Raw genomic sequence first — 16010 nt, 5'->3', positions numbered from 1 at the left:
AAACCTTGTGATCTACCCATGAGCAGGTTGAAGTTCTGGTAACACAGAATGGAGGACCGAACCGATAAGCGTTGAAAAGCTTCCGGATGACTTGTGGGTAGGGGTGAAAGGCCAATCAAACTGGGAAATAGCTCGTACTCCCCGAAATGCTTTTAGGAGCAGCGTTGGAGTTAAGTTTTACGGAGGTAGAGCTACCAATTGGGCTAGGGGGCTTCACCGCCTACCAAACCCTGATGAACTCCGAATACCGTAAAATATATCCAGCAGTGAGGCAGTGGGTGCTAAGGCCCATTGCCGAGAGGGAAACAACCCAGACTAACAGCTAAGGTCCCAAAATCTATGCTAAGTTGAAAAAACGTTGTTTGATTGCTATGACAGCTAGGATGTTGGCTTGGAAGCAGCCATTCATTTAAAGAGTGCGTAACAGCTCACTAGTCGAGTGATCGAGCGCGGAAAATAATCGGGCATCAAGCATAGTACCGAAGCTTTAGTCCCGCATTACTGCGGGAGGTAGGGGAGCATTCTAATCGTATAGAAGTTGTATCGTAAGGTATGGTGGAGTGATTAGAAAAGAAAATGTAGGCATAAGTAACGATAATCCAGATGAAAAATCTGGACGCCAATAGACTAAGGGTTCCTGATCAATGCTAATCAGATCAGGGTTAGTCGGGTCCTAAGGATAACCCGAAAGGGGAAGCCGATGGCAAACAGATTAATATTTCTGTACCTGTTATACAATAAAAGTGACGGAGAAGTGGAGTATCTACGTGCGGACGGAAGTGCACGTTGAGCCTAGTCTACGGACGAAGCGAAGATATGAAGCCTCTTCCAAGAAATAGCGAGTATAACGGCCCGTACCGTAAACCGACACAGGTAGTCAAGTAGAGTATACTAAGGCGCTCGAGTGATCCGTGGCTAAGGAATTCGGCAAATTCGTCCTGTAACTTCGGAAGAAAGGACTCCCGCCAATGGCGGGACGCAGTGAATAGGCCCAGGCGACTGTTTATCAAAAACACAGGACTTTGCAAAGTCGCAAGATGAAGTATAAGGTCTGACACCTGCCCGGTGCTGGAAGGTTAAGGAAGGGGGTTAGCCGTAAGGCGAAGCTCTTAACTGAAGCCCCAGTAAACGGCGGCCGTAACTATAACGGTCCTAAGGTAGCGAAATTCCTTGTCGGGTAAGTTCCGACCTGCACGAATGGTGTAACGATCTGGGCACTGTCTCGGCCACGAGCTCGGTGAAATTGTAGTATCGGTGAAGATGCCGATTACCCGCAATGGGACGAAAAGACCCCGTGAACCTTCACTACAACTTCGCATTGACTTTGGGTAAATGATGTGTAGGATAGGTGGGAGACTACGAAGCTTTGTCGCTAGGCAAGGTGGAGTCGTCCTTGAAATACCACCCTTTATTTACTTAAAGTCTAATCTAAGAAAGGAGACATTGCGTGGTGGGTAGTTTGACTGGGGTGGTCGCCTCCAAAAGAGTAACGGAGGCTTCTAAAGGTACCCTCAGCACGTTTAGTAATCGTGCGAAGAGCATAATGGTATAAGGGTGCTTGACTGCAAGACCAACAAGTCGAGCAGGTACGAAAGTAGAGCATAGTGATCCGGTGGTTCCGCATGGAAGGGCCATCGCTCAAAGGATAAAAGGTACTCCGGGGATAACAGGCTGATCTCCCCCAAGAGCTCATATCGACGGGGAGGTTTGGCACCTCGATGTCGGCTCGTCACATCCTGGGGCTGAAGAAGGTCCCAAGGGTTGGGCTGTTCGCCCATTAAAGTGGCACGCGAGCTGGGTTCAGAACGTCGCGAGACAGTTCGGTCTCTATCTATTGCGGGCGTTAGAAATTTGAGAAGAGCTGACCCTAGTACGAGAGGACCGGGTTGGACAAACCTCTGGTGTATCTGTTGTGGCGCCAGCTGCACTGCAGAGTAGCTATGTTTGGAATGGATAAGCGCTGAAAGCATCTAAGTGCGAAGCCAACTTCAAGATGAGATTTCTTTTAAGAGTCGTTCGAGATGAGGACGTTGATAGGATGTAGGTGTAAAGGTGGTAACATCAAAGCCGAACATTACTAATTACTCGTTAGCTTTTTTAATCTTAATTTTCAATTTGTCATAAATTATTAATACCGATAGTAATATAGCTAAAAAGTAGATAAGCTGATAAGCGAACAAGCTATTCAGCTAAATAGCTAAATATTCGGTAAACTCTTTATGGTGATTATAGCATAGTGAAACACCTCTTCCCATTCCGAACAGAGAAGTTAAGCACTATCGCGCTGATGATACTGGCAAGCCGGGAAAGTAAGTCATCGCCATATCCTTTTCTAAAGCCCTTTGTATATTTTTACAAAGGGCTTTTTTCGTTTTTATACTTTTGTTCCCTTCCCCTTAATTTATTTTTAACTATACAACTAATTATCAAAAAATATTAGCTATATTTAATACCGTTTAGGAATATATAATAGTCCAATATCGGCTACGCCTCATTGTACTAAATATATTTTCTAACGGTATTTACCAATGTAAAACACAAAATAGATTAGACTATTTTGTGTTGGTATAAGTTCATTATTAAACCCTAATAACTATGAAAAAGAAAATAATTATAGGAATAGTAGTTTTATTAGTTGCTATTCAGTTTGTGCCAATTAAGAAGAATATTTCTTCAGAAACAAGCAATCAATTTTTAGTTGCTACCTCTGCAAGTAATGAAATTAGTAACATACTTGAAGTAAGTTGTTTTGATTGTCATTCTAATAATACGGTTTACCCGTGGTATAATAATATAGCTCCTGTTAGCTGGTTTTTAAAAAGACATATAGATGAAGGTAAAGAACATCTTAACTTTTCTGCATGGGATGGTTATGATGCCAAGAAAAAGCACCATAAGCTTGACGAATGTGTAGAAATGATTGAAAAAAACGAAATGCCTTTAAGTTCTTATACTTTAATACACAAAGATGCTAAACTGAGCCAAGAGCAGCAAGATTTACTTATTGGCTTTTTTAAAGCCGAAATGAGCAAAATAGCTCAATAGAATGAAGTGAAAATAAAAGGATTAGGGCTTTTTAGTGAAATAATGGGGATTTCTCCGTTAAACAAAAGCTTGAAAGAAACTAAAATTGCTTTAATGGGAGCAGAAGATGTTCCTTCTTCTAAATTTGATTTATCAAGTTTAAAACAATTACACCCTAAAATATCACCAAAATTATGGTTTGGGAAACCTTATTTAGAAAAAACGGTTATTATTTCTAACTTGTTTAATCATACTCCTACTCCTATAGAAAACGGCTGGTCTGTAGCCAAAACACAAACAAGAGATTTTAGAGGAAAGAGTTTAGCTTACAACTCTCACAATGCTATTGATTTTGCCATTACGGTAGGAACAAAAGTTTGTACAGCAGCACCCGGAGTTGTTTTAAAAATTCATAGAGAATTTAATCGTGGTGGATTAAAAATACATATAGACCATGGTTATGGCTTAATAACAGGCTATGTCCACTTAGCAAAAAGTTTAGTAAAAGTGGGCGAGAAAGTAAAAAGAGGTCAAGTAATAGCATTATCCGGCTATAGTGGTTTAGACGGAGCGAGTACTTTCCCCTTTGGTATTCCTCACGTTCATTTTAATACATGGCTTAATGGCAAACCAACCGAAGCTTTCGCTTTTGAAAACAATATATCTCTTTGGCGTGAAGATAATATGCCTAAATCCACTAACAGCTATGAAAGTGATTTTGCCCCTTCAATATTTAATGAAGATAAAATAAACTTAGCCTTGTCTTATTGCATAACTAAAAGTAGTGTAGATAGAATAAACTCTATACAAAATATAACATACAAAGCAATTGAACTTTTAGTTGAAATGAATTACTACCCTACGCGTTTCACTAAATTTGTAAATATTTATGATAAGGAATATCCCCGAAAATCTTTATTAGATTTGCCTTTTTTAGCCGAAGATTTTAATGATGTAGTGTTTTTAGATGAAATTTAAAATACCGTTACTAATAACCTGAGTTCGGTTAATACTCAATCAACTCCCTAAAAACTTCCTCTAACCTGCCTTGAGGTAAAAATTGATTTTCTAAAGCTTTAGAAAAAGGAATAGGCGTATCTAAACTTCCTACTCTCTTAACAGGAGCATCTAAATATTCAAAACAGTGCTCTCCTATCCACGCGGCTATATCGGAAGCTATACTACCTGTTAAACAATCTTCATTAAGTACTATTATTTTTCCTGTATTTTGCACGGTCTGCTTTATTGCATCATAATCTAAAGGTATTAAGCTACATAAATCTAAAACTTCTACGCTTACATTTTCATGCTTATTGGTTAATGCTAAAGCCCAATGCACACCTGCTCCGTACGTAATAATTGAAACATCTTTGCCTTTGGTTTTAAAAATAGCTTTACCTATCTCTACAGTATAATAATCATCAGGAATTTCCGCTTCTATGCTTCTATACAAAGCCTTATGTTCAAAAACCATAACAGGATTTGGATCTTCAATTGCAGCATTTAGTAAACCTTTAGCATCATACGGATTACTTGGATATACTATTTTTAATCCCGGTGTATGATAAAACCACGCTTCATTGCTCTGCGAATGATATGGCCCGGCACCCACGCCTGCACCTGTGGGCATGCGTATAACTACATCGGCATTTTGCCCCCAACGGTAATATGATTTTGCTAAATTATTAATTATTGGATTGAATCCCGAACTCACAAAATCGGCAAACTGCATTTCTACCATAGTTTTCATGCCTTTAATACTCATGCCCAAAGCGGCACTTAAAACGCCCGATTCCATTATAGGTGTATTTCTAACTCGTTCTTTGCCAAATTTATCTACAAAACCTTCTGTAATTTTAAACGCACCACCATATTCTGCAATATCTTGCCCCATTAAAACTAAACTATCATATTTCTCCATACTTTGGTACAAAGCATCTGAATAAGCATCAATCATTCGTTTTACTGTCTTTTTATCAGATTTTGGAGTTATTAATTCTTGCTTAAATGGTTTAAAAACATCATTAATTTCATTTGCTATATTTGGAACAATATCCGGAGCATCAAAACCTTCTGCTACTTGCTCATTTATCTGCTTTTTATACGTTTCTTTTAAATTTACTATCTCATCTTTTGATAATATTTTCTCTGCTAAAATATACACCTCAAAATTGTCTATCGGGTCTTTTTTTGCCCATTCTTCCATTAGTTTTTTTGGTACATACTTTGTTCCCGATGCTTCTTCATGCCCTCTCATTCTAAAGGTTTGACACTCAATTAAAATAGGTTCGGGGTTTTCCCTTATAGAATCCGCATTTCGCTTAATGGTTTCATAAACTTCCAGCACATTATTGCCGTCAATAGTTATGGCTTTCATACCATAGCCTATGCCTCTGTCAGATATTTTTTGGCAATTATACTGTTCATTTGTAGGTGTAGATAAGCCATATCCATTATTTTCTACCACAAAAATGATGGGCAACTGCCATACTGCGGCTAAATTTAACGCTTCGTGAAAATCTCCTTCACTGGTGCCTCCTTCGCCTGTAAAAGCCACTGCAATTTTGCCTTCATTTTTTAATTTAGAAGCCAAAGCAATTCCGTCTCCCACATTTAATTGTGGCCCAAGATGCGAAATCATACCTACAATATGGTATTCATTTGTACCAAAATGAAAACTTCTATCCCTGCCTTTTGTAAAACCGTCCGGTTTGCCTTGCCACTGCTTCACTAACTTAGCTAATGGAATTTCTCTAGAAGTAAAAACGCCTAAATTTCTGTGCATAGGAAGAATATATTCATCTTTGTGCAAAGCTTTTGTAACGCCCACAGCTATAGCTTCTTGCCCTATACCACTAAACCATTTAGAAATTTTGCCTTGACGGAGCAAATTCAACATTTTTTCTTCTATCATTCTTGCATAAAGCATATTTTTATACAAGTCAATTTGCGTTTGTTTAGGAACTTTTATAGATGAAAAATCCATATTACTTTGTTGGTTTTACTACAAAAATACTTGAATAACATGAATATTAGATAGGAAATTTACAAGAATAACATTTTAAATGAAATATCGCATTGAAATTATCCATTGTTCGTGCTATTACATACCACTAAGCAATATATAGAATTCCGAACTTTCAAAAAGTTCGGAATTCTAACTAAAAACTCATGTAATCATTGATGTTTTTAAAAATATGTATTTACAGCAAATTCAAATTGATTAATAAAAATCTCCTTGAAATTTGATATGTTATTTTGCTCGTAGAATAGTAGCATCGCTTTTTTATAATCAAGAGAATCCACTGTCCGAAATGAGAGTGGACAATATTTTTCGTTTACCAATATTGCATTACTAACAATTCTTGCTGTTCTCTTATTTCCGTCCATAAATGGCTGAATGTATGATATAAGAACTAACGCTAACAATGCTTTTTCAAATATGTTTGACTTTCCATTGATTAAGTTACATGAATCTTGTAATGCCTCGGAAATTTGAAATTGGTTGTCAAGTGGTCTGTAATTTGTCCCGGAGATGCCAACACGCCTTTGTCTCAAATTTCTTTCAACATTAAGTTCTTTAACTAAGATACTATGAATATCTTCAATTTTTGAAACACTTAAAGGATAAATATAATTAGGCGTTTCTATAATAAAATCAAGTGCATCTTTATGATTCAAAAGCATTACAGCTTCCTCTTTTGTTTTGCCGGCAGCTGTTTCTTTCTCTTTTAAAAGTCGCTCTGTTTCTAATAATGAATAAGTATTTCCTTCAATTTGAGACGATTTCCAACTCAAATCAATGGCTAATCTTTCAAACTCCTTTTTGTATTCTTTATCCGATAACTGTGATATGTTTTTATGAAATTTTTTTTGAAGGCTATTTAATTTTTGCAATTCACTCTCGGTAAACACACTATGTTTTGAAAGTACACCATTTATAATTTGAAAGTTAAATCCTTCATTTATTTTTCTTTCATCAATCTCTTTTTCATAATATTTATCAACGTCAATGGGCTGAATCACGCTATACGTTGGAGAAATCAAATATTTTGTTCCCTTACCTTTACCTTTTATTGATATATAATTTAAGGATATTAATTTTGCCAACAATCTTTTTAAAGTTGCATAACTTACAGACAAATCAAGTTCATCAAAAATCTCTTTTGAGGAACATTCCTCAGCTTTTTGGATAAAATCTATTATTTGTTTTTCTCTTAAATCTATCATTATCCATTTTTAGCTCATAAAGATACTAATTCAAGCTCAAATAAAACACTATATTGAGCTTTATCTTAAATCTTAATGAGCTACAATGGTAAATCATAAAGGATTTTACGCCCTAATTTTTCGGTTTAATTATAATAAAAAACAAAGTCATTATCTGTGTTAAAAATATAGAGTTCCGAACTTTCAAAAAGTTCGGAACTCTAACTATTAAAATTGGCTATTCAGCACCCATTCCAATTTACCTTCATTATGCTAATATTTGTTTACAAATGTTGTTTACAAATGCTTTTAATTATACTAATAATCTGAAAATGCATATCTTTATGAAAAAGAAATAAAATGGATTCGGTAAGTGTTGAAGAAAAAGTACAAATTTCAGTACCAAAAAGCGAAAACGATAGCTTAAAAAGAATACAGGAAGTTTTTGAATTGCAGAAAGAAAATTTGCAAACATTAAAAAATTCTACTGCAAAAGACAGGAAGAAAAAACTTAAAAAACTGAAAGATGCTATTTTTTCTAACAGAGAAAAAATACAAGAGGCTATTTACAAAGATTTTAAAAAACCGGCATTAGAAACTGATATTTCTGAAATATATCCTACCATTTCTGAATTAAAACACACTTTGGCTCATTTTGAAGAATGGATGGAAGATGAATATGTAGATACACCTATTACATTAATTGGTTCTTCGGCTTATGTAAAATACGAACCTAAAGGAAACTGTTTAATTATTACCCCTTGGAATTATCCTTTTTATTTGGCTATTTCGCCCATAATATATGCTATAGCTTCGGGCAATGCTACGATGCTGAAACCATCAGAATTTACACCTCACACTTCTTTGGCTGTAAAAGAATTATTGGCTCAGGTATTTAATGAAAGCGAAGTGGCAGTAATATTAGGCGACCATACGGTTTCTTCAGCTTTGCTGAAATTAAAATTTGACCATATCCATTTTACAGGTAGCCCTGCCGTGGGCAAAATAATAATGAAAGCTGCCAGCGAGCATTTAACCACTTGTACTTTAGAACTTGGTGGCAAAAGCCCAACTATAATAGATGAAACGGCAAACATTAAGGAAGCCGCCACAAAAATAGTTTGGGGTAAATATTTAAACGAAGGTCAAACCTGCATAGCTCCGGATTATGTATTAGTACATCAAAGTAAAAAAGATGAACTAATAAAAGCTATGAAAGAGCAGATAGCCAAAAAATATGGCAAAGACAAAGAAGCAAGAATGCAAAGTGGAAATTTGACAAGGATAGTAAACAGCAAGCATTATAATAGATTAGTGGAACTAACACAAGAAGCTATAGAAGAAGGTGCTGTGGTGGAAACAGGAGCTACTTACGAAAAAGATGACAACTTTATAGATCCTACTATTTTAAGCAATATTGCTCCACATTCAGATATTATGAATGAAGAAATATTTGGACCTATTATGCCTGTAATAGGTTTTAAAAGTTTAGACGAAGCCTTAGAAATAGTAAATGAAAAAGAAAAACCTTTGGCACTTTATATTTTCAGCAAAAAAGAAAAAAACATTAATTACATTTTAGAGCACACCTCGGCAGGTGGCACTTGTGTTAATGACACTATATTGCATATAACACAAACCAATCTTCCTTTTGGAGGTATAAATAACTCCGGCATAGGAAAAAGCCATGGAAAATGGGGTTTTGTAGATTTTTGTAACGAAAGATCGGTATTGCGTCAACACTTACCTTTTGGCATGTCGCAGCTAATGTACCCACCGTATAATAAGTGGACAAAAAAACTGATTGACATAACAATGAAGTGGTTTTAGAACAATTAAAAAAGTAAGAAATAAAGCTTAGTGGAGATAATTTCGGGAATAATTTCATCAATATTTTTCATTTTTGCAGTTGTAGATCCTATTGGCTCTATACCTGTTTATTTAGAAGCCACCAAACATTTTAAAAAAGAAGAAAAGAAAAAAATCGCTATAAGAGCATCGTTAGTTGCTTTTGGTATTTTGCTGTTTTTCATTTTTTTAGGGCAAATGATTTTAGAAGGAATGAATGTTACCCTTTCGGCATTTCAAATATCGGGAGGCGTAATACTTTTTCTTTTTGCAATGACCATGCTATTTGGAGAGGGAAAACCAGAATCTGAAAAACACCTGATTAAAGATTATAGGCACGTTACCATTTTTCCTATAGCCATGCCCTCTATTGCTTCGCCAGGAGCTATTATGGCGGTGGTGCTTTTAACCGACAATCATATTTATACTTTTAAGCAACAATTAGTTACAGTAACTCTTGTTTTTTTAGTAATATTAATAACAATGGGCATGCTTTTAATGGCAAGCAACATACAAAAACGCATAGGCGAGTATGGTATAATTGTTATTAGTAAAGTTATGGGTTTAATACTTGCCAGCTATGCCGTGCAAAGTATTTTAAGTGGCTTAAAAGATTTTTTTTCATAGATTTGTATTAACAAATACATTATATTATGAAATATTTAAAATATTTACTTATAGCTTTTGCCATTTTTTTAAGCCTACCTTTTATTATTGGTTTGTTTGTAGATAAAAAAATAAACGTAGAAAGAGAAATAGTAATAAACCAACCTAAAGAAGTGGTTTTTGACTTTGTAAGCAATTTAAGAAACCAACCAAAATACAGCAAATGGGCTAAAATGGATCCGAATGCTAAATTAACTTTTACCGGCAATGATGGCGAAGTAGGCTCGGTATATACATGGGAAAGCACTAACAAAAACGTAGGCAAAGGAGCACAAGAAATTACAGCCATAAAACAAGGGGAACGCATAGATTTTGAACTGCGTTTTATAGAGCCTTTTGAAACCACCGATAAAGCTTATATGATAACCGAAGCTGTTTCGGACAATCAAACAAAAGTGAAATGGGGTTTTAGTTCAGAAATGAAATACCCTATGAATTTTATGCTCCTATTTTGGAATATGGATAAAATGGTAGGAGCAGATTTTCAAGAAGGCTTAGATAATCTTAAAGTGCTAATGGAAGAATAAGTTATTTTTATTAAATAAATGTAGTAAACTTCTTATTTCCTTTCAAACTACCTCAGCCTCATAAATTTCCATAAAGCGTTCTACATTTTGCTTGTTTCTACCAAAATCTATAAACTGCCCGGGATTAATGCTTTTACTTATTACCAGCATTTCGGTTTCGCCTACATACACTAAAAATCGTTCGCCCATGGTCATTATACCATTTCTGGTGCGGTAGTCAAAGGCGTTTTTTTCGTGTCCTACTTTCAAATAAGCTAAAGCATCTAATACTTTTTGTACTTTTTTTTCACAGCTTTTTTTGGTAAGCCCGTGTTTTATTCTTAGTTCATATTTAGGTGGTATGCCAAATGCCATTATACTATAAAACTAATATTTGATTTAAAAATTTTGATAGCTATTGCTAAAAGTATTACGCCAAATATACGTCTTAATATTTCTAATGTGCTTGGTCCCATTTTTAATTCTAATACTTTAGACATTTTTAAAACGGCATAAACCACTATTAAATTGGCTAAAATAGCCAAGCCGATAGTGAGATTATCATACTCAGCTTTTAACGATAAAATGGTAGTAAGTGTACCTGCACCCGCTATTAACGGAAAAGCTATGGGCATAATACTATGATTGGCATTTTTACTATTATCGTGTTTAAAAATATTAATACCCAGAACCATTTCTAAACCAATAATAAAAATAACAATACTACCGGCTATGGCAAAACTTTGTATATCTAAACCCAATGCTTTAAGCATGGCTGTACCAAAAAACAAAAAGGCAAACATAAGTGCTCCGGCAAAAATTGTAGCCATACCCGAACGAATTGCCCCCATTTTAGCACGCAAATCTATAATAATAGGAATAGAACCCAATATATCAATAACCGCAAATAAGGTTAAAAATACCGTTAAAAAATCGCCAAACTTCATTCAATTTCTAATTTTCGGCAAATATCTAACTATTATACGTGTAAACCTATTTATAGTTAAAATCTTACTTTATTTTTTGTAATTTTACACACTAAACCAAACTTCAATAAGCCATGTCAAGATATTTTCAATTAGGCGAAATCCCCAACAAAAGACACGTACAATTTAGAAACGAAAAAGGAAAGCTCTATTCAGAAGAATTAGTTTCTACTATTGGTTTTGATAGTGTTTACTCTTTAATATACCATCACAACTTGCCTACGGCAGTTTTAAGTGTGGGCGAGCCTGTTAATATTGCTCCTAAAACTACTTTAACGCATAATATGAAGTGTAGAAAGTTTTTTGGTTTTGATGTTAAGCCTGAAAATGACTTTTTAGAAAGTAGAAAAACCTTAATGTTTAATAGTGATTGCAGCATTGCCGTGGCAGCTCCAAAAAAATCAATGACTGATTATTTTTATAAAAATGCCAATGCCGATGAAATGATATTTGTACACAAAGGAACAGGCACTATGCATTCTATATATGGCGAATTACCTTTTGTAGAAGGAGATTATATTATAATACCAAGAGGAACAGTGTATCAATTGGAGTTTAATAATGAAAATAACAGACTTTTGGTAGTGGAATCTTACAGTCCATTAGTAACGCCAAAGAGATATAGAAATGAATTTGGACAATTATTAGAACATTCTCCTTTTTGCGAAAGAGATATGCATCCACCTAAAAAATTAAAATCACACAATGAAGAAGGCAAGTTTTTAATTAAAATTAAAAAAGATGATTTATTATACGATTATACCTATAAATTTCATCCTTTTGATGCCGTAGGCTGGGACGGATATTTATATCCTTATACTTTTTCTATACATAATTTTGAACCTATAACAGGTCGTGTTCACTTACCTCCGCCTATACATCAAACTTTTGCATCTGCCGGTTTGGTTATTTGTTCATTTGTGCCAAGGCTATATGACTATCATCCCGATGCTATACCTGCACCATATAACCACAGCAATGTAGATAGCGATGAAGTGCTTTATTATGTAGCACCAAAATTTATGAGCCGAACCGATGTGGTAGAAGGTATGTTTAGCTTGCATCCATTAGGTGTGCCTCACGGTCCGCATGGCGAAGCGGTAGAAAAAAGCATAGGCAAAAAAGCTACAGAAGAACTTGCAGTAATGGTAGATACATTTAAGCCACTTCAAATTACCGATTTTGCCTTAAAAATAGAAGATGCCGATTATTATAAATCATGGGTGCATTAAGTAAGTTTTTACTGCTGTCTATTGCATTAGTGCAATTTTCTTATGCCCAACAAGATTTAAAAGTTGAGCAAAAGAAAATTAATGAATTTACACAAAAAGCCAACTCCTTAATTTGGCATATTAACCTTAATGAAAACAAACTGATAATTTTTCAGCAGCAACTTAATATTTGGAACACAAGTAAACAAGCTAAAACACTACCTAAATTTCAATTTACTCAAACTATAAGTGAAGATTTTGTAAAATCTTTAGCTTCAAATCCGGGTTCTGAAAATACAGGGAATAGATTGTTTGATTATAAAAAAAATATTGTAGTGCTGTATGCAAAAGTAACTATGTTTAATAATTTATGCTTGCAACTACAAAACACTAAATACACTATCAATTATTACAAAGATTGTATGCTAATTTTAGAGCAGTTAGATGCTATAGCTAAGGAATTTGTAGATTTAAGCTATGATTTTTCACTGTCTTGTGCCATTAATTTTAAAAAGAAAGATCTTAATGAAGATTTGTATATTTTAAAAAATATAGTGGGGCAAAGTAAGAATGTTATTATGGCTATGAGAAGCAAAAATGACATACAATTAAAATCTTATTTAGCTATGCTCAATAAAGCTTTGCAAGATGCCAATAAAATAGTAAACTTAAATGTACTAAGAAGAGAAGGCGAGTTTAGGATAGGCACGCTGGAAATGGAAAATCATAAAAAAGAAATAGAAAATACCGCTAATGAAATTGCCAGCTGGGCGGAGCAGTTTTTGCAGTCTAACAAAACCGATGAAGAATTAGAGGTGTTTTTATACAATGCTGTGGAAGCTTTTAATTCATCGGCAACAAAAACAGGAAGTGCCGGAGCATATAATAATTTAGTAAAGCAAGCAAATATTAATTTTTTGCAATACACCGAAGAACCTTTGCCTTTTTATGCTAAAAGAACCGTAAGCCAAATAGATGTAAAAAAAGAAGCTATCGCTACAGAAAATTTATTGACAAAAAAAGAAGATTTAGCTCCTGAAATAGCAAAACCGACTGTAACTAAAGCTGTATTTGATGCTACTAACGAAAACAGTTTGGAAGGAGCAAAAATTAATAATATTGTTTTCTTAATGGATGTATCGCCTTCTATGTTAAAATCGGGGAAATTTCCTTTACTTAAATCAAGTTTACTCCATTTAATGAATATACTAAGACCAGAAGATAATATTAGTTTAGTAGCTTATTCCGGTGATGCCAAATTGCTTTATCCAAATGCCGGAGTTAAAGACAAATTAAAAATAAAAATTCTATTAGATACTTTAGAGTCCAGTGGGGGAACCGACTTAGTAAAAGGCTTAGAAATAGCCTATCAAATTGCTACTAAATCTTTTAAACCTAAAGAAAACAACAAAATTATTATAGCCACCGATGGCGAATTTGGTGTAAGCCCAACGGCTTTAAATATTGTAAATTCAAATTTGAATAAAGGCATAAGTCTTTCTGTAATGCAGTTAAACAACTCGGCAGACGAAAAGAAGAAAACATACATACAAAACTTAGCCAACACAGGCGGAGGAAATTATAGACTAATGTCAAATGAGCAAGAGGCAAAGTCTGAACTGATGAAAGAAGTGAAAATTAAATAAGACTGCTCCGCTTTTAGATTTTTTTTGCATAACTATATTGTAAATGTCCATCATCTATCAATCTTTCCCTAAATATGCTATACATTTTAATTCTATAGCAATAGGTGTAGGTAGGCTTTTAATTTCGCAGGTAGTTCTGCAAGGTTGGTTATCTTTAAAATATTCAGCATAAATTTTGTTGTAGGTATGAAAATCTCGCTTCATATCTGTCAAAAAAACGGTTACATCTACTAAATCATCCCACTTAGCTCCACAATCTTCTAAAACGGCTTTTACATTTTTAAAAACAGAATGACATTGAGCTTCAAAATCAAAAGTTTTAAAATTGCCATTTTTATCTAATTCTAAACCCGGCACACCGCTGTGGTCGCCTTCTGTAGTTCTTGGTCCTATTCCTGAAAGGAATAATAAATTGCCCGCTCTACGAGCATGAGGGTAAGCGCCTACAGGTTTAGGGGCATTATTTGCATTATACTTCATGATGTAAAAGTAAGGTTTTTCCAAAAAAAATGGCGAACTGTGTTAGCTCGCCATTTTTAATTCTAATTTATGAGATATTAATATCTATAATAATCCGGTTTAAAAGGCCCTGCTTTAGGTACACCTATATAATCAGCTTGCTCTTGAGAAAGTTCTTCTAATTCTACACCTATTTTTTCTAAGTGAAGTGCTGCAACTTTTTCATCTAAATGCTTAGGCAAAACATAAACTTTGTTTTCATATTGGTCAGTATTTGTCCATAATTCTAACTGAGCTAACACTTGGTTAGTAAATGAATTACTCATTACAAAACTTGGATGCCCTGTAGCACAGCCCAAATTAACCAAACGACCTTCTGCCAATACTATAATATTTTTACCATCAACTTCATACATATCTACCTGTGGCTTAATTACATCTTTAGTATTACCATAGTTTTTATTTAACCAAGCCATATCTATTTCATTATCAAAGTGTCCGATATTGCAAACAATGGCTTTATCTTTCATACCTTTAAAATGCTCACCTTTTATAATGTCTTTATTTCCTGTGGCGGTAACAATAATATCTGCTTCTTTTACAGCATTTTCCATTTTCTTAACAGCAAAACCGTCCATAGCTGCTTGCAAAGCACATATTGGGTCTATTTCTGTAACCGTAACACGCACACCTGCATTTCTTAAAGAAGCGGCAGAACCTTTTCCTACATCTCCGTAGCCTGCTACTACTGCCGTTTTACCTGCCAACATTAAATCTGTAGCTCTTCTTATAGAATCTACTAAAGATTCTTTACAGCCGTATTTATTATCAAATTTAGATTTTGTAACTGAATCATTAATATTAATAGCCGGCAATGCTAAAGTTCCTTTTCTTTCTCTTTCGTATAAACGGTGTACGCCTGTGGTAGTTTCTTCAGAAATTCCTCTAATGTCTTTTACCAATTCAGGATAGCGGTCTAAAACCATATTGGTTAAATCTCCTCCGTCATCTAAAATCATATTTAAAGGCTTGCCACCTTCAAAAGCGTGCAATGTTTGCTCTATACACCAGTCAAATTCTTCTTCGTTCATGCCTTTCCAAGCAAAAACAGGCACTCCTGCTGCGGCTATAGCTGCTGCTGCGTGGTCTTGTGTAGAAAATATATTGCAAGAAGACCAAGTTACATCTGCACCTAATTCTACTAAAGTTTCTATTAAAACTGCCGTTTGAATAGTCATGTGTAAACAGCCTGCTATTCTTGCTCCTTTCAATGGTTTAGATGCTCCAAACTCTTCTCTCAACGACATTAAACCCGGCATTTCTGCTTCCGCAAGTCTAATTTCTTTTCTTCCCCATTCTGCTAAGGAAATATCTTTTACTTTGTAATTCATTGTATTTGTACTCATTTTTATTTTTTAACGAGGTGCAAAGATACAAATTCTTTGCTACTAAGAA

The 16010-nt window shown here is 34.7% G+C and carries 13 protein-coding genes and 2 rRNA genes (1 of these 15 cut by a window edge); 9 read left to right on the top strand and 6 right to left on the bottom strand.

Annotated features, from left to right (window positions below; all coding sequences use genetic code 11):
* The 4 genes from H6578_06450 to H6578_06435 all read left to right on the top strand — a co-directional run.
* Positions 1 to 2101, top strand: a 23S ribosomal RNA gene (locus H6578_06450) (it extends 706 nt beyond the left edge of the window).
* Between the two features lie 117 nt (positions 2102 to 2218).
* Positions 2219 to 2326, top strand: a 5S ribosomal RNA gene (gene rrf, locus H6578_06445).
* A gap of 269 nt (positions 2327 to 2595) precedes the next feature.
* Positions 2596 to 3045, top strand: a complete 450-nt coding sequence (locus H6578_06440) for a heme-binding domain-containing protein (GenBank protein ID MCB9226787.1) — start codon at positions 2596 to 2598, stop codon at positions 3043 to 3045.
* Positions 3046 to 3087: 42 nt separating this feature from the next.
* The gene (locus H6578_06435) at positions 3088 to 4002 is read left to right on the top strand and encodes a M23 family metallopeptidase (GenBank protein ID MCB9226786.1); all 915 of its coding nucleotides are present in this window, start codon (positions 3088 to 3090) and stop codon (positions 4000 to 4002) included.
* A gap of 28 nt (positions 4003 to 4030) precedes the next feature.
* Here the strand turns inward: H6578_06435 and H6578_06430 are convergent, their stop codons facing one another.
* A complete protein-coding gene (locus H6578_06430) occupies positions 4031 to 6010 on the bottom strand; it encodes a dehydrogenase (protein MCB9226785.1) in 1980 nt (659 codons plus the stop codon).
* 203 nt (positions 6011 to 6213) lie between these two features.
* On the bottom strand, positions 6214 to 7254 hold the full coding sequence (locus H6578_06425; protein ID MCB9226784.1) for a Fic family protein: 1041 nt from the start codon (positions 7252 to 7254) through the stop codon (positions 6214 to 6216).
* Positions 7255 to 7593: 339 nt separating this feature from the next.
* Here H6578_06425 and H6578_06420 point away from each other — a divergent pair, with 339 nt between their 5' ends.
* Genes H6578_06420 through H6578_06410 form a run of 3 tightly spaced genes read left to right on the top strand, consistent with a single transcriptional unit; the run spans position 7594 to position 10274 of the window.
* Positions 7594 to 9063, top strand: a complete 1470-nt coding sequence (locus H6578_06420) for an aldehyde dehydrogenase family protein (protein MCB9226783.1) — start codon at positions 7594 to 7596, stop codon at positions 9061 to 9063.
* A gap of 39 nt (positions 9064 to 9102) precedes the next feature.
* On the top strand, positions 9103 to 9708 hold the full coding sequence (locus tag H6578_06415) for a MarC family protein (GenBank protein ID MCB9226782.1): 606 nt from the start codon (positions 9103 to 9105) through the stop codon (positions 9706 to 9708).
* 26 nt (positions 9709 to 9734) lie between these two features.
* Positions 9735 to 10274 (top strand): SRPBCC family protein, encoded by a 540-nt coding sequence (locus tag H6578_06410; GenBank protein ID MCB9226781.1) that lies wholly within the window; start codon positions 9735 to 9737, stop codon positions 10272 to 10274.
* Between the two features lie 42 nt (positions 10275 to 10316).
* Here the strand turns inward: H6578_06410 and H6578_06405 are convergent, their stop codons facing one another.
* Together H6578_06405 and H6578_06400 are read right to left on the bottom strand one after the other, a co-directional pair.
* Positions 10317 to 10628: a hypothetical protein gene (locus tag H6578_06405; protein ID MCB9226780.1), complete on the bottom strand. Its 312-nt coding sequence runs from the start codon at positions 10626 to 10628 to the stop codon at positions 10317 to 10319.
* A complete protein-coding gene (locus H6578_06400; GenBank protein MCB9226779.1) occupies positions 10628 to 11200 on the bottom strand; it encodes a MarC family protein in 573 nt (190 codons plus the stop codon). The genes H6578_06405 and H6578_06400 overlap by 1 nt, the downstream gene beginning before the upstream one ends.
* Before the next feature lie 113 nt (positions 11201 to 11313).
* On the opposite strand from H6578_06400, the gene H6578_06395 reads away from it, so the two are divergent.
* Together H6578_06395 and H6578_06390 are read left to right on the top strand one after the other, a co-directional pair.
* Positions 11314 to 12471, top strand: coding sequence for a homogentisate 1,2-dioxygenase (locus H6578_06395; GenBank protein ID MCB9226778.1), 1158 nt, complete (start codon positions 11314 to 11316; stop codon positions 12469 to 12471).
* On the top strand, positions 12459 to 14096 hold the full coding sequence (locus H6578_06390; GenBank protein ID MCB9226777.1) for a VWA domain-containing protein: 1638 nt from the start codon (positions 12459 to 12461) through the stop codon (positions 14094 to 14096). Before H6578_06395 ends, H6578_06390 begins: the two co-directional genes overlap by 13 nt.
* A gap of 57 nt (positions 14097 to 14153) precedes the next feature.
* On the opposite strand, the gene H6578_06385 is transcribed toward H6578_06390, so the two are convergent.
* On the bottom strand, positions 14154 to 14576 hold the full coding sequence (locus H6578_06385; protein MCB9226776.1) for a RidA family protein: 423 nt from the start codon (positions 14574 to 14576) through the stop codon (positions 14154 to 14156).
* 77 nt (positions 14577 to 14653) lie between these two features.
* Positions 14654 to 15961, bottom strand: a complete 1308-nt coding sequence (locus H6578_06380) for an adenosylhomocysteinase (protein ID MCB9226775.1) — start codon at positions 15959 to 15961, stop codon at positions 14654 to 14656.
* Between the last annotated feature and the right edge of the window lie 49 nt (positions 15962 to 16010).

Source organism: Chitinophagales bacterium (assembly GCA_020635995.1).
Taxonomy (GTDB): Bacteria; Bacteroidota; Bacteroidia; order Chitinophagales; family UBA8649; genus JAFMKE01.
This window is presented reverse-complemented; position numbering and strand designations above follow the sequence as displayed.